Origin of the sequence: Psychrobacter vallis (assembly GCF_904846715.1) — a bacterium.
Taxonomy (GTDB): Bacteria; Pseudomonadota; Gammaproteobacteria; order Pseudomonadales; family Moraxellaceae; genus Psychrobacter; species Psychrobacter vallis.
Window position 1 is genome coordinate 87,603 of record NZ_CAJHBU010000006.1, and the last position, 22,521, is coordinate 110,123.

The 22,521-nt window shown below is 43.6% G+C and carries 18 protein-coding genes; 9 read left to right on the forward strand and 9 right to left on the reverse strand.

Annotation, left to right across the window (positions count from 1 at the left end):
- The first annotated feature begins 77 nt into the window (after positions 1–77).
- From JMY02_RS05640 to JMY02_RS05655, 4 genes are all read left to right on the forward strand, one after another.
- Positions 78–2,375: a primosomal protein N' gene (locus JMY02_RS05640; RefSeq protein WP_201596113.1), complete on the forward strand. Its 2,298-nt coding sequence runs from the start codon at positions 78–80 to the stop codon at positions 2,373–2,375.
- A 228-nt stretch (positions 2,376–2,603) separates the two neighbouring features.
- Positions 2,604–3,776, forward strand: coding sequence for a cation diffusion facilitator family transporter (locus tag JMY02_RS05645; RefSeq protein ID WP_201596115.1), 1,173 nt, complete (start codon positions 2,604–2,606; stop codon positions 3,774–3,776).
- Between the two features lie 402 nt (positions 3,777–4,178).
- Positions 4,179–4,883, forward strand: a complete 705-nt coding sequence (locus JMY02_RS05650) for a hypothetical protein (RefSeq protein ID WP_201596117.1) — start codon at positions 4,179–4,181, stop codon at positions 4,881–4,883.
- Positions 4,884–4,974: 91 nt separating this feature from the next.
- On the forward strand, positions 4,975–6,867 hold the full coding sequence (locus JMY02_RS05655) for a monovalent cation:proton antiporter-2 (CPA2) family protein (protein ID WP_201596119.1): 1,893 nt from the start codon (positions 4,975–4,977) through the stop codon (positions 6,865–6,867).
- Positions 6,868–6,870: 3 nt separating this feature from the next.
- Here the strand turns inward: JMY02_RS05655 and JMY02_RS05660 are convergent, their stop codons facing one another.
- A complete protein-coding gene (locus JMY02_RS05660; protein ID WP_201596121.1) occupies positions 6,871–7,797 on the reverse strand; it encodes a DUF2628 domain-containing protein in 927 nt (308 codons plus the stop codon).
- 272 nt (positions 7,798–8,069) lie between these two features.
- On the opposite strand from JMY02_RS05660, the gene trmB reads away from it, so the two are divergent.
- From trmB to JMY02_RS05675, 3 genes are all read left to right on the forward strand, one after another.
- Entirely contained in the window at positions 8,070–8,921 is an 852-nt protein-coding gene (gene trmB / locus JMY02_RS05665) for a tRNA (guanosine(46)-N7)-methyltransferase TrmB (RefSeq protein ID WP_201596123.1), read from the forward strand.
- Between the two features lie 1,068 nt (positions 8,922–9,989).
- Positions 9,990–11,048 carry a recombinase RecA gene (gene recA, locus JMY02_RS05670; RefSeq protein WP_201596125.1) on the forward strand — a complete coding sequence of 353 codons (1,059 nt, stop codon included), beginning with the start codon at positions 9,990–9,992 and terminating at the stop codon, positions 11,046–11,048.
- 40 nt (positions 11,049–11,088) lie between these two features.
- Complete coding sequence (locus JMY02_RS05675; RefSeq protein ID WP_201596127.1) at positions 11,089–12,168, forward strand: regulatory protein RecX; 1,080 nt, start codon at positions 11,089–11,091, stop codon at positions 12,166–12,168.
- A gap of 43 nt (positions 12,169–12,211) precedes the next feature.
- On the opposite strand, the gene JMY02_RS05680 is transcribed toward JMY02_RS05675, so the two are convergent.
- From JMY02_RS05680 to JMY02_RS05710, 7 genes are all read right to left on the reverse strand, one after another.
- Positions 12,212–13,669, reverse strand: a complete 1,458-nt coding sequence (locus JMY02_RS05680) for an anion permease (protein WP_201596129.1) — start codon at positions 13,667–13,669, stop codon at positions 12,212–12,214.
- A gap of 232 nt (positions 13,670–13,901) precedes the next feature.
- Positions 13,902–14,615: a YidB family protein gene (locus tag JMY02_RS05685; protein ID WP_201596131.1), complete on the reverse strand. Its 714-nt coding sequence runs from the start codon at positions 14,613–14,615 to the stop codon at positions 13,902–13,904.
- A 251-nt stretch (positions 14,616–14,866) separates the two neighbouring features.
- Complete coding sequence (locus JMY02_RS05690) at positions 14,867–15,325, reverse strand: hypothetical protein (RefSeq protein WP_201596133.1); 459 nt, start codon at positions 15,323–15,325, stop codon at positions 14,867–14,869.
- 106 nt (positions 15,326–15,431) lie between these two features.
- Entirely contained in the window at positions 15,432–15,713 is a 282-nt protein-coding gene (locus JMY02_RS05695) for an FAD assembly factor SdhE (RefSeq protein WP_201596135.1), read from the reverse strand.
- Between the two features lie 311 nt (positions 15,714–16,024).
- Positions 16,025–16,921 (reverse strand): dihydropteroate synthase, encoded by an 897-nt coding sequence (gene folP / locus JMY02_RS05700; RefSeq protein ID WP_201596137.1) that lies wholly within the window; start codon positions 16,919–16,921, stop codon positions 16,025–16,027.
- Between the two features lie 163 nt (positions 16,922–17,084).
- Positions 17,085–18,980 (reverse strand): ATP-dependent zinc metalloprotease FtsH, encoded by a 1,896-nt coding sequence (gene ftsH, locus JMY02_RS05705; RefSeq protein WP_040641647.1) that lies wholly within the window; start codon positions 18,978–18,980, stop codon positions 17,085–17,087.
- A 398-nt stretch (positions 18,981–19,378) separates the two neighbouring features.
- Positions 19,379–20,011 (reverse strand): RlmE family RNA methyltransferase, encoded by a 633-nt coding sequence (locus tag JMY02_RS05710; protein ID WP_201596139.1) that lies wholly within the window; start codon positions 20,009–20,011, stop codon positions 19,379–19,381.
- A 343-nt stretch (positions 20,012–20,354) separates the two neighbouring features.
- On the opposite strand from JMY02_RS05710, the gene JMY02_RS05715 reads away from it, so the two are divergent.
- Both JMY02_RS05715 and JMY02_RS05720 read left to right on the forward strand, forming a co-directional pair.
- Positions 20,355–20,666 (forward strand): YhbY family RNA-binding protein, encoded by a 312-nt coding sequence (locus JMY02_RS05715; RefSeq protein ID WP_021813109.1) that lies wholly within the window; start codon positions 20,355–20,357, stop codon positions 20,664–20,666.
- 200 nt (positions 20,667–20,866) lie between these two features.
- Positions 20,867–21,595, forward strand: a complete 729-nt coding sequence (locus JMY02_RS05720) for a DOMON domain-containing protein (RefSeq protein ID WP_201596141.1) — start codon at positions 20,867–20,869, stop codon at positions 21,593–21,595.
- Positions 21,596–21,772: 177 nt separating this feature from the next.
- On the opposite strand, the gene JMY02_RS05725 is transcribed toward JMY02_RS05720, so the two are convergent.
- On the reverse strand, positions 21,773–22,501 hold the full coding sequence (locus JMY02_RS05725) for a CHAP domain-containing protein (protein ID WP_201596143.1): 729 nt from the start codon (positions 22,499–22,501) through the stop codon (positions 21,773–21,775).
- Positions 22,502–22,521 lie beyond the last annotated feature (20 nt).

Genomic DNA, 22,521 nt, shown 5'->3' on the forward strand with positions numbered 1-22,521 from the left:
AGCTGACTCGTTTTTATACTGAACTCACTATATCCTTTCATTACTATTTAACTGTCTAAAAGCGATGGGTGCATTTTATGTTGGTACAAGTTGCTCTGCCAGTGCCTCTTTATCGGGTGTTTGACTATAGTCTACCAGCAGACATGAGCACTTTGCCCAATGCCACTTCAACGCAGGTACCGCAAATTGGTAGCCGCGTCGAGGTATCCTTTGGTCGTCAAACCTTAATTGGTATCGTCGTAAGCCATATTGCTAAGACCGACAGTGGCGTACCTATCAACAAGCTAAAACCTATTAATCAATGTCTAGATGCTGAGCCAATTTTGGATGCCAGCATGCTAAAAATGGCCAATTGGCTCGCACGTTACTATCACTATCCACTCGGTGACGTGTTAGCGGTCATGCTGCCAAGCTTGGTTCGTCAAGGCAAACCGTTGGATTTACTGATTACGCATTGGCGGATTTTACCTCATATTACCAATGATGACTTTCGCGCCAATGCCAAAAAACAAAAGCAGCAGTTCGATATGCTCAAACTACATGGTACGCGCGGTGCTAGCGAAGATGTGCTACTACTAGAAGGCATGCAGCGGTCATTCTTAAAGACGCTCGAAGACAAAGGTCTTATCGAACGCTATATTGAACCAAAACAAGCACCCTCGTCTGTCAAATTGGCCAAAATGCCACTGGATCTAAATACAGAGCAGCAGCTTGCCGTTGATATGATTCTTGCTGCTCATAAATCACAGCGTTATACTGGGTTTTTGTTAAATGGTATTACGGGCAGTGGCAAGACTGAGGTCTATCTACAAGCGATGCAAGCCGTACTAGAAGCGGGAAAGCAGGTCTTGATTTTAGTACCAGAGATTGGTTTGACACCGCAGACGCGCGCGCGTTTTGCCAGCCGCTTTGCCGCGCATATCGTGTTGTTGCATTCAGGAATGAACAACACCCATCGCTTACAAGGATGGCAAGACTGCCGTACTGGACATGCACAAATCATCATTGGTACGCGATCAGCCGTGCTATATCCTTTTGCAGATTTGGGACTTATCGTCGTTGATGAGGCTCATGATGGCTCTTATAAACAACAAGACACCTTGCGTTATCATGCTGCTGATGTGGCACTGTATCGCGGATTACAAGCCAATATCCCTGTCGTTCTTGGTACGGCGACTCCTTCTCTTGAGCACTTAAAATTAGTCGATGATGGCAAGCTGATAGAGTGCCAATTGCTGACTCGACCCGGCAATGCTGAGCCTGCGACCATGCAGCTCATTGATGCGCGACTGCAAACCACGCATCAACAAACCACCGATGATGGCACGCGTTATGATACGGGACTGACAGACAAATTAATTGGGGCAATACGGCAAACACTAGAGGCTGGCGATCAAGTACTGATATTTTTGAACCGTCGCGGCTATGCTCCTGTCCTGTTATGCGAGGCTTGCGGTTGGCAAGCAGATTGTCCACGCTGTGATGCTCATCTGACCGTTCATTATAATAGCCAAGCTCAGCACAGTCATTATGCAAGCAATGCTTATTTGAAGTGCCATCATTGCGACTGGCAAGCCTACATCCCTACCGTGTGCCCAGATTGTGGCAGTCAAAATTTAGATGCCAAAGGTATGGGTACCACCAGACTGAGTGAAAATCTGCACGCGATTTTTGCCAATCCGCAAACCAGTAAAGAGCTTTACCCCATTATCCAAATTGATCGTGACACCACAAGGCGTAAAGACAGCTGGGAAAACATTTATCAGCGTATCAATGAAGGCAAACCTGCGATATTGGTCGGCACGCAAATGGTGGCCAAAGGTCATCATTTCCCCAATGTCACGCTCGTCTGCCTGCCCAATGCCGATCGTGGGTTTTTGTCCGCAGACTTTCGCTCGCCAGAACACACCGCCCAACTGATGATTCAGGTCGCAGGGCGTGCTGGACGCGGTGACAAGGCTGGACGCGTATTGATTCAAACACTGCAACCGGACAATGAATTGTTATTAAAGCTGGTCAAAGATGGTTACCTATCATTTGCGCGGGAATTGCTACAAGAACGCAAACTGATGGGTCTGCCACCTCATAGCTATGCTGCACTGATACGCTGTGAAGGCAAAACGCTGGCGGCAACCACGCAAGCACTGAAAGATGCCATTGCCATTCTTCCAACTGCGCATCATCTTGCCGTACTGGGCCCTATAGACGCGCCGATGAGTAAAAAGAACAGCCGCTATCACGTTCAGTTATTGCTATTGGCCAAGGATCGCCGACAATTGCATCATATATTGAGCCAATGGTGGCAACCCATACTTGCTTTACCAAGCGCGAAATACCTAAAACTCACTTTAGACATTGATCCTGTGGGTTGGTAATGTAAACCTTATGAATTGCTAACTACCCTGCTGTTATAACCTACTTTTTTATTTTTAATGAATCATATCGTCTGTATGCATTGTTTTTACTTCGCTGTTACAGCTGCTAAGACTCGACTATGTTACATTTATAACAGCTATTTGACTTTTTTGTAGAAAGTTTACTGTCACTTTTTATAGAGTAAATGTGGATTGCTCCATTCATTGTCCACGAACGCGAGTATTGTTATGACTCCAAAAAGTTCACAACCTAAACAAAATGCTCCTGCGCGGCAAGACACTACTGACACGCATCAAAACGATGAAAATCATACCTATACGCACAATGAGTCGAATACTCAGGATTACGGCAGCCATTTAGAGCAGACAACGTCTTCACAAGATACCAAAGGCTATCAGCGGACATTGCTCATTAGTTTTGTCATTATTACCAGCTACATGTTTATCGAAGCCATTGGTGGGTGGCTCACAGGCAGCTTGGCGCTATTATCAGATGCCGGTCACATGCTAAGCGACGCGATAGCACTTGGCGCCACCTTAATGGCCTTTAAAATTGGCGAAAAAGCCGCCACTCATCAAAAAACATTTGGCTATAAGCGCTTTGAGATTTTGGTTGCTGGCGTGAATGGTGCCACTTTGATTATCATCGCCCTGATGATTTTTTATGAAGCAATCAAACGCTTCAATTCACCCTCCGAAATTGCGACCCAAGGGATGCTGATCATTGCCGTTGTCGGCATGTTGGTCAATATTTTGGTCGCTTGGCTCATGCATCGAGGCAGCCATAGTAACGATGAACATGGACACAATCATGGGTCAAATTCCGCCAAATCATCTGTTACTAAGCCATCGGATAATAAAGAACCAATTAATCTCAATATGCAAAGTGCTTACTTGCATGTATTGAGCGATTTGCTAGGTTCAGTTGCTGCTATCATTGCTGCATTATTGATGATGGGATTTGGTTGGGTATGGGCGGATGCGGCAGCCTCAGTGATTGTGGCCATGCTTATATTAGTGAGTGGTTACCGCGTCGTCCGCGATTCGGTACACATTTTAATGGAAGGCACACCTGCTAATATATCGTTACCCAATGTTGAGCAAAAGCTACTCGCTCACCCGCAAGTAAATGCCGTCCATGACCTGCATGTCTGGAGCATTACGAGTGGCTTAAATGCGCTCTCTTGCCACGTCGTTGTCGATGGCGACATGAGCATTCATGAATCGAGCAACCTAATCTCTGAGCTTGAACACCGTCTATCAGACCTTGGCATCCATCACGCCACCATTCAAGTTGAATGCGCATCACACCCACAACACGAAACACATAGTGATGCCTTGATTTGTAATATTTCAACGCAGCCAATCAATAATAACGGCCACATTGGTCATAACCACTGAGAAATCAATCAAACTTTTTATCGAATTATCAAACGCCTACGGGCTAACAGAAAGTATAGTGAGTTCAGTATAAAAACCAGTCAGCGGGGCTGGTATGCTTATCTTTAAACGAGAAGTTTCGTAGCATCGAGACTGCGCAGGCACAGCAAGCCAGAAAAATTTATACCTGTTCAACGCTCGAATATAATGGATTTGTTTTATTTAGAATCAACTATATTAGAGCTGGCACGATATTTATCATTTTCATCATCGCCTTAAGCCTTCAAAAAACGAAATTTAAAAGCGTTTATGTGGTTATAATAACAACTGGTTGATGATAACAAGTGACCCATCCGAACGTCGTTTGACTTTAAGCTCCATACTAATGAGTATTTTTTATTTACCAATTGATGACTGTCCATTATGTCTAAACGCTCAGCGCCCTTTGTCGCCCCAGATCATATTGAAGACCCCACATCAAAAGATGGCAAAAAACACGCCAAGGTTTTGCTATCGACGCTGCAAGAGGACATTGCCAGCTTTCGAGATACGCAGTTTCCACCTGATGTTTTGCGTCAAATTCGCGACATGCCTATTTATGAAGGCAACTTAGCCGAGGTACAAGCGTATCAACAGCGCTGGCAACCTTTTCTGGCGCGCGCAATGGACTTTTACCCCGCTGCTGATCTGCCACCCGACTATCTACCACTACCTGCCAGCCTTGAGATACCGCAGTTTATTTATCATGTGCAACGCTTGCATCTGACTAAAACTCGAGCCAAGGAATCCAAAAGCTTTGGCTCAGTAGGCGCGCTCACTGACAAGTGTGGTGATTATACAGCTGATGAAATTGCCCGTATGTCAGCCGTGTTTGATAGTGATGAGGAAGCGCGTTTGGTGGCACATCGTGAGTTTATCGATTTGCGGGCTTATGTATTTTGCCGTGACAATAAAGGCGAGATGTTGGAACCTGAGCGGGTACGCTTTTATCGCACTGGCCTCATTGTTCATGCACTGCCTGACTTTAAAATCGTAGACAGTCGGCAGACGCCGCGCAAACGCCGTAATGATGCCTATAGCAACCCACTGGCAGACAATGGCATCTGGAAAATTTACCGCAAAAAATAACTGACGTCGACGCTATATTATTTTTGCCATAATCGTTTTTGTCATAGTCGCTTTATATTGCTCATTTTATTGCCACCTTTAAGGATACAAGATGTTCGCTGCCGCCGCCGGCTCACCAAATTTAATGTTACAAGCTACGATTTTCTTGGGTGCAGCGTTGCTCTTTGTACCCCTTGGCAAGCGTTTTGGTATTGCGACCGTATTGGGCTACCTCATCACAGGGCTGATACTGGGCCCAAGTGCTTTAGATGTCGCGGGCGATGCTGAGAGCTTATTGCATTTTTCTGAGTTTGGCGTAGTCATGCTGCTGTTCATCATTGGGCTTGAGCTGCAGCCTTCGAGATTGTGGGCGCTACGCCGTTCGATATTTGTGCTGGGTGGTCTGCAAGTCGGTTTGACTGGCACGCTATTGATGGGAATTTTGCATCAGTTTTTTGGCTTACAACTGGATACTGCTTTTATCGTAGGCTTTGGCCTTGCGCTCTCCTCCACAGCTTTTGTCCTACAAATAATGACTGAAAAGCAGCAGCTCTCGAGCACTCATGGGCGTGAAGCTTTCACGATATTACTGTTTCAAGATATTGCTGTCATTCCTTTACTCGCCGTCATTCCCTTCTTGTCAGGCGTGCGTGAACAAACCTATGACTTGATCTATTTTGGCAAAGTTTTTGCCGTTTTTGCCGGACTTATTTTTGCCAGCCGCTATATTATTCGACCATTTTTTAAATTTGTGGCCTCAAGTGGCGCCTCAGAACTACTGACAGCAGTTGCCTTATTTATCGTCATGGGTGTGTCCATCTTGATGGGGCAAATTGGTTTATCAATGGCATTAGGCGCATTTTTGACCGGCGTCTTGCTTGCGGATTCTGAATACCGCCATGAATTAGAAGCCAGTATCGAGCCTTTCAAAGGATTGTTACTGGGTCTATTCTTTATGTCGGTTGGTATGCTCACTGACGTCAAACTCATTTTGTCAGAGCCTGTCTTTATTATTGGCTGTGCGCTGGCCTTGATGTTTATTAAGTTTGGCGTTATTGCAGCGATTGCAAAAATATTGGGCAATCGCTGGCCAACCAGTATCAGGCTGGGCGTCACGTTAGCCCAAGGTGGTGAGTTCGCTTTTGTACTGTTCAGTGTTGCGACCGCTCAGAATGTTCTACGCCCTGAGCTGGCAAATACTCTCAACCTTATCGTAACCATCTCTATGGCGCTCACCCCACTGGCGTTTTTATTGTTAGAAAAAGTGGGTGAACCTTTATTTGCCAAAAGCAAACCAAGCCGCGAGTACGATGCCATTCCAGACCACGAGCATCAGGTGATTATTGCCGGTTTTGGGCGCGTCGGCCAGATTATCGGGCGCGTGCTACGTATGCATAATATCGAATTTACCGCCATTGAGCGTTCTGCCAATCGTGTCGATTTCGTTCGTAAATTTGGTAACCAAGTTTATTATGGCGATCCAAAGAACCCCGAGATATTACGTGCCGCTGGCATCAGTAAGGCCAAACTCTTTATTCTTGCCATTGATGATTTAGAGCGCTCTATCACGACGGCTCAATATTTACGTAAGAATTATCCAGAAATGATCATATTAGCACGTGCTCGTGACCGTCAACATTATTACCGTCTACGTGAGGTTGGCGTACGCCATATTTGGCGTGAGACGTATTTATCGTCGTTGGACATGTCGCGTGAATCGCTACAACTGCTCGGTATTTCACCAGAAAAGGCACGCGAAACCGTACAAACGTTCCGTGACTATGATGATGATTTGATTGAACGTCAACAAGCTATCTATGACGACGAGGCCAGTATGATTGAATCAGCGCAATCGGCGATGGCAGAGCTTGAGAGTTTGTTTGATGAGGATATCGGTAAATCCCGCAAAATGGATTTGAGCGATTTTTATGATGCCCTAAAAAGCCATGCGACACCCGTTGATGATAAAGACAATGTTAGCACTGATCCTAAAAATTCACCGTAGTGGCTAATCTTCATTACAGCTCTCTGGTGCGAGCTTTTCATTCAGTGAACTCGTACATGACCAATTGTTATTACCTAAATGATAAAAAACCAGTGTCTGATCGTTTAGGTAGCGAATGGGGAACTTGACGTTCTGAATGGTAGCAATGACAGCACAGTCCGTCTCTGCGACTCCAGCAGCCTTATTGTCAATCTCAATACGCACCTGCTCAGTTTGAGTATTAAACGATAAGTTGGTCGGACATTGACCAGTTTGCTGATAAATTAATGCGACACGATTTTGGGTTGTTTTGGCAATATCATAAGCATCAAACAACACTTCATTGGCTTTTGGCTTGGCAATGATGGGTAAAAACTGTACCTTAATCACCATGAGAGCAAAAGCAAAAAAACCAAACCCTAGTGCCAAACCAAACAAGCTCACCCCGCCCTCTCGACGCAAGTGTGCCTTTTGCTCATTTTCATCTTGCGGATAGTCATTGATAACGTCCGCAATTTCCCGCCGTGCCATCCGATAATAATAAGCGTCTGTCCAGCGTGCCACCATAAATGACCAAAACAACCAAATAAGTGCGGCAATACCTATCCGCGTGGCCATCTGATACGCATCAGGCACATAAGACATCGCTAAAAATTCAAATACAACCAACACGATAGCCACATTTAACTGAATAAATGACCACCCTGCCACACTATATACAATCGCATCCATGTAGCGCTTACGATATATCAGCCACGGAAAGGTGATAAAAAAAGCGGCCCAATGCCAGTTTGGCGACAGATAGCCTTGCTGATCAAATTTCTCAAAGCGTTTCAGATAATAGCGCTGGCTACGATGACCGACAAACCATTCATCCAGCTGTTTGCGTTTGGCAGGAGTCAGTTGTTCTTGATAAAACGGTGGTGGCGAGTCCGTCTCAATGAATAGCATGGCAGTACGCTCACTTGGTTGTTAGAAAAACACTCTATCAATTCTGATTACATCATAACGCCAAATCCCCTGTATCGCATAGGAAAACAATATAGTCAGGTCAATATAAAAAAGCGTCAGCGAGGCTGGGATAAACTTTTTGTCGCCTTTGCCGGCGTAGGCACAGCCAGCCCAGCAGGAAAACCACTAAAATAGGATTGAACATTCACACTTGTATAGATTTGACTTATAATGAGCGAACCTCACCCACTTAATTAAGCCTTATTAATCTTATGAGTCAACATTCTGATATCAATGACAATGCCAACAGTACTATTACTGATGAGCAACCCCTTACTCACACCAACGACAATCAGACCGACGAATCTATCGACATTGATACCAGCACCAGCCATGAAATAGAGCCTGTCGCTGACAAACACCTACGCATCGTCAATACGTTCATGAAACGGCGTACGCACATGAACAAAAATGCTGAACTGGCACTGACAGATCCAGAGTTTGCTGAGTACCTAGTCAATAATAGCTTCGGTGATGGCAATCTAGAGGGTATCGACAATTTACGCTCGCTCTTCACTGACAGCCCCAATGGCGCAGATGCCCCACTGACTTTAGAAATTGGTTTTGGACTGGGTGACTCATTTATTGAGATGGCAGCCGCCGAGCCGACGCGTAATTTTGTGGGTATCGAAGTGCATGAGCCAGGTATTGGTAAATGTGCTTACATGGCAGGTACGCAAAACCTAACCAATGTCAAAATTATCAACGGTGACGCCATTCAACTGCTTAAACAGTTACCGGAAAACCACATCGATCGTATTCAACTTTATTTCCCTGACCCGTGGCAGAAAAAACGTCACTATAAGCGCCGTTTCGTCAGCCCTGAGCGGATGACCATCGTGACTCGTAGCTTAAAACAAGGCGGCTGGTTTCATACCGCAACGGATTGGGAGCATTATGCTTTTTGGATGGTTGAAGTATTAGATGGCTTTGCAGGGTTAACCAATCAAGCTGGCGCGGGTAACTTTACTGACCGTCCTGACTTTCGTCCAATGACCAAATTTGAGCGTCGTGGTCTCGAGCGTGGACATGGTGTATGGGATTTAATCTATATTAAAGACTAGCTCTGACAGTTAAATCTCGATAGTTTTTGACACAGCGGCTAAATCATTTGGCCGCTTTTTTGTGCTTGCCAACTGACCACTTACTGTGTTGCATGCTGCTATTTGGTCATTTCCCTGCTATATCGCTTTATCTAGAAGTTTTAAATATTTTTATTATTAAAAATTCATAAAACGGTAACATGTGAAACATAGTTATCAATGTAGAATTTTTTGATAAACACATATTTGCAGCAGCGCAAAAAATGCATTATGACCACATCTTTCGATATGCAGTATCTACGCAAACATCGATGTAATAAGGGCTTCGTGAGTTCTCCCCATAAGCTGTGGATAACCCTGTGTATAAGTCACTACTTGACAGAGATTTGCCTAGGTAACATAAAGGACAAGGTAAAATCGTTCATTTTTTATACAATTTAAAAATCTTTTAAAATCAATGCTTTGATTAGAAAATTCAACCATATGAAATTATTTTTAATATTTTCTAAAAATAATTTTCTCCTTAAATATGTTTCACAGCAGAAAAATATCAACCTTTTATTTGTTGTGGACAACTTATAAACCTATTGACAACTCGCATTCACTTCCTGTCCAAAACTACCATTTTCTTTCAATCGTTTAGGCAAATAGTCTTCTTCATACCATGCGACAACCAATGTCGCTTAGCATCGTTCGAGCCACTATATGGCTCTTGGATTTTGTTATAATTGCCTCATCTAATCAAAAGCGCTACAGAGAATCCATTAAAAAGTAACGAGAATAGTATGCGTTAAGAACCACTATAACCATTAATTTTTATGAACTTATTTTTACTTTTATCATGGTTTGATTTTGCTGTATAGTAAAGTGAGCTTTTCAATATTACTGATGATACCATCGATATTACCCTCTATTTATTGTATAGCCGACTCACTTTAAGACAGCTATGGTAGTGATAATAGCCATACGCCAATCGTCTCTTGCCCTCTCAGTAGCAGGGTTGAGCAACTCATTTTAGTCATAAAAGCATTTATTTATAGCATCACAATTAATAGTTCCACATTCATTATCGCAAACAAGGAATCCAGTATGGACGACAATAAAGCCAAAGCCCTGAAAGCCGCACTCGGTCAAATCGAAAAGCAGTTTGGTAAAAACACCATTATGCATTTAGGCGACGACTCAGCTATTATGGATGTTGATGTGGTATCAACAGGTTCTTTGGGTCTCGACATTGCCCTTGGCATTGGTGGCCTACCGAAAGGCCGTATCGTTGAGATTTACGGCCCTGAGAGCTCTGGTAAGACCACTATGACTCTACAGGCGATTGCCGAATGTCAAAAACAAGGCGGTACCTGTGCGTTTATTGATGCAGAACATGCACTTGACCCTGTTTATGCACGCAAGCTGGGCGTAAATACGGATGAGCTATTGCTTTCTCAACCTGATAATGGTGAGCAAGCGCTTGAGATTACCGACATGTTGGTACGTTCAGGTGCGATCGATATGATCGTTATCGATTCGGTAGCCGCCTTGACCCCGCGAGCAGAGATTGAAGGTGAGATGGGTGATTCGCATATGGGTCTACAAGCGCGTCTTATGAGCCAAGCACTACGTAAAATCACCGGTAACGCCAAACGCTCTAACTGTATGGTTGTCTTTATTAACCAAATTCGTATGAAAATCGGTGTTATGTTCGGTAGCCCTGAGACCACAACAGGTGGTAATGCGCTTAAGTTCTACGCTTCAGTACGTATGGACATCCGCCGTATTGGTGCAGTCAAAAACGGTGATGAAATCATCGGTAACCAAACCCGTGTCAAAGTCATCAAAAACAAAATGGCACCACCATTTCGCCAAGCAGAGTTTGAGATTACCTACGGTGAAGGCACCAACCATTTGGCTGAAGTCATTGATTTGGGCGTTGAGATTGGCGCGGTTGGCAAGGCCGGCTCTTGGTATAGCTATGGCGATGAGAAAATTGGTCAAGGTAAAGCCAATTCTGTATTGTTCTTGAAAGAAAACCCTGCTATCGCAAAAGAGATCGAAGATAAAATTCGTGACGAAAAGCTTGGGGTGAAAAAAGAGAGCAAAGCCAAAGATAGCGAAAAAACCAACGAAGAACTGGTCTCTGAACCTGTACAGTAACGGTATCATCATTAACTTTTGTCAATAACCATGATTTACAATGAAAATTAAAACCTTAGCTGAAATACTCGCTGAATCGGACGCCGACTCAGCGAGTATTGCTGATGCCAAACAAACAAAATCCGCTAAACCCTTATATAAAGACGAACCAAAAAAGACCAGAAAACCTAGCAAACGTCCGACTTATTCAGATAAAGACGACTTCATAACCAATGACTCTATAGTCGAGATACCATCGACCTCCGTATTTTCTTCTAATATAAAAAACCCTGTCAAATCCAAAAAACGTAAAAAACGCTTTCATCCAGCTGCTAACTTTACCGCTGAACCTAGCGATGTGCCTGCTTATCAGCCACCTGAAGCACAAAGTATCAAAGAAATGCTGGCAGAAGTAAAAAGCAACATTCATGGTGATGAAGACGATAGCGCCTCCATTACTGATGTCGATTCATATAAAGAAAGCTCAACGCCAATACCTGCGTTAACAGCGACGGATGACCGTGAATCAGATAGCCAAACCGACAATCTACCAGCCGCACTCAAAGCATATTTGCGCACACCCGAACAACGACAGGCCGAGGTCGATGCGATTAAGGCTGAAAGTCGCCTGCGTTGGTTGGCCTTTTACTATTTGTCGCGCCGTGAATACGGTAAAGCGGAGCTTAAGCAAAAACTGATCGATAAAGAACAAGACCCAGAAAAGATTGACGCCCTTCTCGACGAGTTTGCAGAAAAAGGCTATCAAAGTGATTACCGTACCACTCTCATGCTCATTCGTGAAAATATTCGCAAAGGTCGTGGACGCGGGCGCATCAAGCAAGAGTTTTATCGCAAAAAAATTGCTATGCCAAGTAATGTCGATGAGCTGATTGATATGGCGAATGCCGAGTCTGATGAATTTAGCGAGTTTGTAGATGACAGCTCAGACAATCTGGTCGACGGTGTCGATTGGCTAAAATTGGCAGTCATAGCACGTACCAAAAAGTACGGCGACGACATACCTACTGAGCAAAAAGATAAAGCACGCCAGCTACGGTTTTTACAGTATAGAGGGTTTAATACCGATATCTGCTTTGCCGCGCTCAACTATACATTAGAGACGTTAGATGAGCGTTTTTAGGTGACGATCTTTACATTTAAAATTAATTACTTTGACTTATTAATCAATAATAACCAAGCACTTTCCACCAAATTAAACCAGCCCCTATCCAAATGACTAAATTGACCACGCTCATAATCGCCCCAATACTCCACCATTCTTTTAATGTCACATAGCCCGAGTTAAAAATAACTGGCGCGGTACCAGTCGCATAATGGGTCAGCGTCATCATAATATTTCCTGCTGCGGCCAAAATTAGCGCATATAACATCGGCGGTGCGCCTAATGTCAGTCCTACTGCATAAAAAGCAGCAAATAAAGCGGTGATATGGGCTGTAGTACTAGCGAAAAAATAATGAATATATAAATAGACTAAGGTTAAAATAGTGACCGCGCCTATCCAACCTACCCCAGTCGTACCAATCAGAGATTCAATATTACCTGAGAACCAAGCAATCAAACCAAGCTCATTAAGATAGGCCGCCATCATAATGAGCGCTCCGAACCAAACGATGGTATCCCATGCCGATTTTTCTTTTAGAATATCGTCCCAAGTCAATACACCCGTCAGTATCAATGTCGTCAAGCCAATAAAAGCGGTCGTAGTCGCATCAACGCTATACTGCTCACCCAAGATTAGTGCAGGAATATTTGCCCATAGCAGCAGCATAAGCGCAAACACCCCAAGCATGATTTTTTCTTGAGGGCTTATCTGACCCATTTCTGCCAAATTGTCTTTTGCAAAACCTTTGGCATCAGGCGTGACTTTGACCTCAGGTGGATAGATCATATAAATGACCAAGGGCATGACGATCAAACACAGCATGCCAGGTATAAACATTGCCACCGCCCACGTCGTCCATGACAGTTGAATATCACCGCCTGTGGCTTTATTGACCAATTCTACGACCAAAGGGTTGGGAGCAGTAGCTGTAATAAACATGCCAGAGGTAATGGGATTGGCATGGTAATTGACCATCGCCAAATAACGACCCATTTTTTTTTGAGTGCCGTCCTCTGGGATTGAATGAAAGCTGTGCGCAATGGAGTTCATAATAGGGTGAATAATCCCACCACCACGGGCCGTATTAGAAGGCGTAATAGGTGCTATCATCAATTCAGCGGCAGTTAGAGAATAAGCAACACCAATGGTTTTTTTACCGAAAATAGAAATAAAATAATAAGCAATACGTCGACCCAAGCCAGTTTTGATCAAACCACGAGATATCATCACTGCGATACCAATCAGCCAAATCAGTGGACTTGAGTAGCTCGATAATGCGTCACTAATGGCTTGTTTTGGGCTGTCACTCGTGACACCAGTAAGCGCCACTAGCGTAACAGCAATGATAGCAATTGCCCCAATCGGTAATCCTTTACCTATGATGGCGACGATAGTAGCAATGAATAATGCCAACATGTGCCAAGCGTCAGGCGTGACACCAGTAGGAACGGGAATAACAAACCAAATTATCAAACCAACGAAGATGGCTATTGCCGCTTGGATAGGCTTAAATGGCATGAGAAGGTATCCTTATAAGATGGCCCTAGATGAGTTCTATAGTCATCTTATAAGATTTATATAACCGTATCGTTATTGTTCACCATTTTTAACATATCTTTTTAGAAAATAGATAAGACTAGGATATATTTAAAGGATTTGTGCGATATCCACAATAAAAAAGAGCACATCATCAGATATGCTCTTTTTTATCGAATTTTTGATTGATATTGACGCTTTTTAAAATAAAAAGTTATTTTAAAGTATTGAGTCGGCTAGATAATTGACTCATGATTTGATCGATTTCTGTATTGGCCTCTGTTTCATTGTCCAAATTGCCATTTGGTGTTAGCTGATTCATAACTTCAGGCAGCAATTCAGAAAGACCCTGACGCACTTCGACTTCATTAGCACCCGTATGAGCAGCCACTTGCTGAATCTCATTTTCATCAAACAAACGACTGACTTCATTTGGATCAAGATTGTCATTATCTTCTTGGTTACTCATCCAAGAGCGGGCTTGGTTTTCATAACCCATGCCAGTAATCTTAGACAACGCGCCACTCAAACCGCCGTTACGTTTAATCCAGCTTAACACCATTGGCATTAGTGCCGCGATTAGCATACCTTTGCCGCCGAAGCCGCCTCTCGTACGTTGACCACCCAATACTCCGCCTAAGATATCTCCTAGGCCACCAGTACCCGAGCTTGCGCCGCCGCGTTGATTGCCACCAGTGAGCCCCCCTATAACATCGTCCAAACCGAAGCCATTATCTGGTTGACGATCATATTGTCTTGGGTTATAGCCACCTGCTTGACTGCCGCCGCCTAACACACTGCCCAATATGTCTCCAAGGCCACCTGTACGACGTGGGTTGGCACGCTGGTTAACTGGGTTACGCTGTGCATCTTCTGGATCCATAGCACTACGGGCAATTTGGCTTACTAAATTCCCTAATAAGCTCATAGTTTACTCCTCTTTTTTTCATACTATTTATTATTATAAGCCGCGATTCCCTTGTAAAACACTGACAGTGCATCAGCATGTGATGAAAAGAGTGCTGGCTTATATGCTTTATTCTTATGTTGCAATATAGCAAATCTCTTTTAGCACAAAGATAGGTGTTTTGTTATGACATGTAGGCGTTCGTAAGTTTATGGAGAGTTCGTGAGATTGTAAAAGGAAAACAAAGTTGAAGGTAATAAAATGCTAATGGCTCACCCCGCTTTGCTGCCACTAACATTGGCCAAAATACTCAGCCCCCTCCATTGATCAGCGCTCACTTGATCGCGAAAGACTGTCACTGATAGAGGCCGTCTATAAGGCTCTATGACAATGAACTCAAAGCTCATCGCCCACTGATAGCCATGAACGGCGATTAATCGTGCCTGCCATAGCTCATCACCGCGACTCGTACGAATCAGGAGTTGCCACTGTCTATCGACACGCTGACTAAGCGGTGGCTGGCTAAAATGCAATAGTATCGGTCGTGATAGTGTCAGATAGATAGTAACTGCTGCTGCGACTATTAATACAAGCACAGCCTGCCACAAGGCTAAAGAAGCAAACCATGCAAGTACCACTATAACGCTGGTTAAACCGATATACAGCATTAAACGTAAATAGCTGGCCGGCTGGATAGCCGTATCAATACGCAAGGGGGTTACTGAGGTCATAGGTAAGCGCCAAAGAAAACGTGAGACTAATAGGCAATCAGCAGCTCAAAACTGTCTATCTCAACTTTAGCCAATTATTATTTGTGTCCAAATGAAGCATCAACCATTACGTCAAATCTTTGGTATGACGCCACGTTTTAATTTTATTAACCAATGTCCATATGGCATCATCTTCTGGACGATTTTGATTGGTAAAATAATCTAATAAATCAGGGTCTTCATGCGTCAGCATTTGCGCAAATGTGTCTTGCTCAGCCGGATCTGCGGTTAGGTATAGCTCTTTGACATATGGACCAAGATAAAAATCCAATTCTTTTAACCCGCGACGGGCTTGATAAATAATGCGGCGCTGCTCATTGGTTTGTTCTGGTTGAATCGGGGTGGACATAAAATTACTCTCATTCATTTAGAGGGGTTTTGATAAGACGTTTACTAAGATTTTGATAACAGGTGTTATAGGCGATTCTAAATAAAACAGAACCATTATATTTCAACGTGGGACTGGTATAAATTTTTCTTGCTTTGCCTGTACAGATAGAGGCTGCGAGACTTCTCGTTTAAAGATAAGCATTCCAGTCCAGCTGTATTATTTTTATACTGAACTCACTATATTCATCTCAATCTCGCTGGCTCTTTTTTATGTTAACCTGACCATAATGCCAGACAACCGTGTCATGCATCAGGTTTTATAAAACAACACTAGCGACGATTATACGCAGATAACTGACTCCATAATGCCACTGCTTGCTGCGTCATGGCCACATTATGAGTTCGAATAATACTAGCGCCCTGCTGGATTGCAAAAATTGCTGCCGCAACGCCTATCGCATCACGCTCTACCGCTTGTGTCGTCACCATTGATGTGACGCCACTCTTGGTCAATACTTCCCCTAAAAAACGCTTGCGCGAAATACCAAACATCATTGGTAATTCCAGTGCTTTTAACGTCTCAAGTTGCGTTAACAACGCGCAATGATGATCATAGTTTTTAGCAAAACCAAAACCTGGATCAATAATTATTTTTTCACGCTTGACACCCAAACTTGTTACTTCCTCAATGCGTACCATCAGCTCTGTAGTTACGTCACTAACCACATCATCATACTGAGAAAGATTGTTCATCGTCGTCGGCTCACCGCGCATATGCATGAGCATCACAGGTATATCAAGCTCAGCCGCGACTGCTATCGCGCCCTCACGTTTTAGTGCACGCACATCATTCCAAATGTCAGCTCCCGCCTCAAATGCCGCCTGCATAACGATAGGGTTACTGGTATCAATAGACAAACAAATACCGTCACCACAATGCCGCCTGATTGCTCGAACGACAGGTACGACACGCTGTATCTCATCGCTAGTCGCCACAGCGTCGGCATTTGGACGAGTAGATTCACCACCAATATCAATAATAGTCGCGCCGTCTGCTATCATTTTCTGACAATGTGCAACCGCTTTGTCTACTGCGTTGAACTGCCCGCCATCTGAAAACGAATCTGGTGTGACATTAAGAATACCCATAATGTGTGGTCGCGATAAATCCAAGGTTTTATCTCGGCTTACTATCTCATGGCTGGGTAAAGGCTGGAATAAGGACATAATCGATCCACTATAGATAAATTTTATAAAAGCAATTCTGATGGTTGCTGTTTTACTTATAATACCAGTAAACTCTATTCTGTCCTAAACCCTTCATAAAATGATGCCCACAAAAAAGCCCTTTATTCAAAAGGGCTTTTTATTATGGTTGATTCACGACTCATTACATCGCTGGTAATGGTGGCGGTGTTGAATTGGTCGTTTTAATATCATTTTTTGACAAGTTTACTTCATTATGCTGATAAACGCGTGGTGGACGCGGACTTTCGCCAGCCAAGATATCTTGCAATTGATCGCGATCAATGGTTTCCCATTTCATCAAAGCATCAACCATCGCATGCATTTTTTCTTGATTGCCTTCGATCAATTCACGCGCAATATCATACTGCTCTTCTAACATACGGCGTACTTCGTCATCGACTTTTTGCTGCGTCGCTTCTGAGATTGTACGACCACCGCCACCGAAATATCCTTGTGAGCTGTCATCGTCTTCGTACACCATAATGCCAAGTGCATCAGACATACCGTATTTCGTCACCATGGCACGTGCCATTTTGGTTGCTCGCTCAAAATCGTTTGAAGCACCCGTTGACATTTGATTGATAAAGACTTCTTCAGCGATACGACCGCCAAACAAGATAGCAATGTCACTCAACATTTTCGACTTATACATACTGGTTTGGTCGTGTTCTGGCAGCTGCCAAGTAACACCAAGGGCAAAACCACGCGGCATGATAGTGACTTTATGCACAGGATCGGTACCCGGTAGCAGTTCAGCAACTAAGGCATGACCCGCTTCATGATAAGCAGTGGCGCGACGTTCTTCTTCGCGTATCACCATAGATTTACGCTCAGGACCCATATATAGCTTGTCTTTTGCATCTTCAAAGTCGTTCATATCCACGCTAGTCTTGTTACGACGGGCTGCAAACAATGCCGCTTCGTTGACGAGGTTAGCCAGCTGTGCACCACTGAATCCAGGCGTACCACGAGCCAGAGAGCTTGCGTCTACACTAATTGTGTTTGGCAATTTTCTCAAATGCACTTTAAGAATTTGCTCACGACCTTTAATATCTGGTAAGCCTACTTGTACCTGACGGTCAAAACGACCCGGACGCAATAGCGCCTTATCAAGCACATCTGCACGGTTGGTTGCAGCAATGACAATCACACCTTCGTTGCCTTCAAAACCGTCCATTTCAACCAATAATTGGTTAAGCGTTTGCTCGCGCTCATCGTTGCCACCGCCCATGCCAGAACCACGATGACGACCGACTGCATCAATCTCATCGATGAAAATGATACAAGGCGCGCTTTTCTTCGCTTGTTCGAACATATCACGGACACGTGATGCACCGACACCAACGAACATTTCGACAAAATCAGAACCTGAAATTGAGAAGAAAGGTACTTTTGCTTCACCAGCAATGGCTCTTGCTAGCAATGTTTTACCTGTACCCGGTGGGCCTACCATCAAGATACCACGTGGAATCGTCGCACCAAGTTTGGTGAATTTATCGGGATCACGTAGGAACTCGACCACTTCAACCACCTCTTCTTTAGCTTCTTCACAACCAGCCACATCTTCAAAATTGACGTGAATTTGGTCTTCAGTCAGCATCTTCGCTTTCGATTTACCAAAGCTCATGGGGCCGCCGCCTTTACCACCAGCACCGCCTTGCATGTTACGCATGAAGAATAAAAACAGACCAATAATCAATAGAATTGGGAAACTGGCTATCAGTAATTGCATCAGTACGCTTTGGCGTTTTGGTGCAGTCCCTTGAACTTCGACTTGGTTCTCACGCAGCATTGGCATCAGCTCATCATCTGACACAGCTGGTCTAATAGTCTCAAAAGATGAGCCATTTTTCTTTTCGCCGGTGATTTGCTCGCCATCGATTTCAACGCTGGCTACTTGGTTTTCTGACACAGCGGTCACAAACTCAGAGTAGTTAAGGCTATCCGGCTCAGAGGATTGATCAAAGCCGCTAAACACCAGCACTAAAACGCCGATTACCACCAGCCACAATAAGGTATTTTTTACCATGTCGCTCACTAGTTATTCCCATCCCTTACTTATTGGTGTGTTTACTAAACACGTGACGTCTATAAACCTATCGCTCATTTTAATGAATATATTAACATTAAAATTTCTAACTCAGACTGACGCGACTCAAATATCGCATTACAGCTGATTTAATAAATTGCGGATATGAATCACGCAAACATTTATCCTAGATGAGCATATCAAGCGCTTATTATCAGACGACTTTGCCTAAAACATATGCTTGAAACAAAGTTAATATACCATGATATGTGGTGCTAACCTGCATAATTCAAGCAAGTTTCGCTTTTATTCAGTTAACGATTGTAGCGGTTTTAATTCTACAAGAAGTATACTTTATGCTGTCTCAATATCTCGCTTGCAAGGCCAGCAACTCATTGAATTTGAAACTATTTGATGGCTACCCAAAACATCTCTTTTGAACGTGCTCGTGACGCATTGGGTTTGATACTACGGATTTTACTAAAATCATGCTGCATCTGCTTGCGTAATTCTTGCGTACCTTCACCCTGAAACACTTTCATAATGAGCGCGCCACCTTTTGGTAAGGTTGCCAAAGCAAATTCCACTGCCAGTTCACACAAATACATCATACGCGGCTGATCGATAGCACTATTGCCTGCGGTGTTGGGTGCCATATCAGACAACACTACATCAACTTGTCTATCACCAACCTCTGCCATGATGGTGTCAAACACCTCTGCTTCGCGAAAGTCACCCTGAATAAAGGTCACGTCAGCAAGCGCATCCATAGGCAAGATATCGGAAGCAATCAAAATACCTTGTTCACCCACCAGTTGGCTGGCGACTTGCGACCAACTACCGGGAGCACTACCCAAATCTACGACCGTCATGCCTTTTTTGATAAGATTGGTTTTTTCATTAATCTCTAACAACTTATAAGCTGCACGAGCACGGTAGCCGTCTTTTTGAGCCTTTTGCACATAATGATCGTCAATATGCTCTTTCATCCAAGCACTGCTACTTTTTGACAATTTTTTATTTTCAATACGCGTGGCCAAAATACCTGCTCCTCTCACTTTGCAAAACACGAATACATACCTGTTAAATCGCTACTACATTTATGAGATGCTTTTCATGTGAGTGCAATTTTTTAGATATGTGATCAATCAAACGATTAATTTGTTTTATGGTCTGAAACTAACCAAATTCTATTGGTGAAAACGCTGTTTTATAAGACAGTAGCGTTTATAATGTGACCAAACATTCATTTTAACATTTTCATCACGTAAAATCGTGCAAAATCCTGCTGATCTCATGCAAGATGACCACAGATTATCTATAATAGTCATTAATTACTCTCAATAGCACTGTCTTTTATTTTTACCAACACTTAGGAATTCTATGGAACTTGATAACGCTACAATTAAACGCCTAAGAGGCATTGGTCACGAGCTTAAACCGATTGTCATGATTGGCAACAAAGGTGTTACGCCGACCATCACTGAGGAGATTGATCGCGCCTTAACAGATCATGAACTTATCAAAGTAAAACTGCCTGCTGGCACAAAAGAGGAACGTGATGTCATCGGTGCTGAGCTTGCCGCTGCTGCGAATGCGTCTTTGGTCCATTCTATTGGCCGCATGGCATTATTACTACGCCAAAACCCACATGCTAACCCAAAGCTATCTAACCTAGCACGTCACGCGCAGTAACTCATAATGACCAGCGTAATTTTAGTCACAGTAACTGCATATATTACAAGCAAACTGTGAAGATAAAATATAAAAGCCGCGATGCAACTTGCTCGCGGCTTTTATATTGTGTATTTGTCAGGAATTTACCTGTTTTTTAATAAGCAATCATAAAGCAGGTCGCATATTCCCTCATCATTATTTTTGAGTATTATCAAATCATGAGCCAAACTTTTGATCTTTGCGTAGCCACAGACACGATCACAAACGATGCGCAACAGCTTGGCGTGACTGTAGATGAGTTAAAGCGTATCGGTATCCATGTCAGTGTAAAAATTGTGCGACACCCAATATTGCAGTTGCAGCTAAGCTATCAAGTCGCCCTACCGACCCAGTCTTTGGCAACTCAATTCAACTGGCCGACATGGCAATCAGCACACGTAGGCTTTGTTGACTACCTATGGGAAGAGACTTGTCTCGAATGCTTTATTACTGGTCGTTTGGTAAATGACGACGATACAGTCTCTGCTGACAATACCGAGTCTTATATCGAAATGAACGCCAGTCCAGATGGACGTTATGCGCTTTATCAGTTTGAGCGTTATCGTCATCCTAATACCTTACCGCCTATGCCTTTATATCAACCAGACGGGCACACACGGATATCTGTTAATTGGACTGATAATATCAAGCCGCCAGTAATGTCCGTGAAAAGTCCATTGTCTAACACAGCATCGCTCGCACACAAATCTTATCATTATGAGCGAAGTGTTGGCTTGCCTTTGACCCAACTACCCAATCAGCAATACGCCATTGGACATACGACCATTAAGCACTTACATCCTTGTGTCATCTTATGGTTTGGTGAGACTGCTTTATATTTTGCATCAAGCCATGCCACTCCCCCTGATTTTCACAACCGCAACTACTGGTCAAAATTTGAAGGGTAATCTCATTCGGTACCTCTGCCTGTGCCTGTACAATGCACCATGAAATATTAAAGACATCGAAACCCAGCTATTTTTGATTAAACGTCAACGTGTAAGGCAAAAAAAAACCCAGCAACGTCATAAAGATCATCACTGAGTTTGGAGAAAGCTTTTAGTTTTGTTTTTGCTAACTGGTTATTATTTATCAGCCATCGCAAGGTAGATACCACGGTCTGACGCATCATCAACGTATTGCGAATCACGCCATGTGGTGTAGCTATGAGTGCCACTATAAGGATTGATACTGCTTTGACGGAAGTCAGATACCCAGATATTACCATCAAAGATTTGGATATGACCATGCGGACGACTTGAGGTGCGGTTAAAAACAACGACATCACCAACTTGAGGTTGCGTATTGTTGCTAATTTTGGCGAAACCTGCTTGAGCCAAAGTACCGCGTGAAGCATACTGATAAGCTGAAGGATTAGGGGTAAATTCGTAACCAGCTGATTGTAGGGCTTTACGTACATAACGGGCACAATAGCCAGAACTTCTAGATAGTGCCACTCGTGCTGCATTTGCGGCTGCGATAGCAGGAGCTGAGCTTCTGTCAGGAGTGCGACTGGCTTGCTGCTGACGCTGCTCATAAGACAAGCGGCTGGTGAGAGATGCAAGCTGATATTCTTTTTGCTTGGCATGTGCACTTAGGTTATCAATGGCTTGACTGATCTCATCGTTACTGTATACATGAGCACCACTGTTAGTGCTATAAATGTTGCGACTAGAACCATAGTTCGCAGAAGTAGAAATATTTGTGATGGTATGACTCAAGGTATTATTCGGTTGAAAGGTCGTTTCGACAGCACCACTCGTCTGTGCTACACCCATTCCCAATACTGACAAAATTAATAAAGCTTGTTTCATAAATTTACTACCTATTGTTA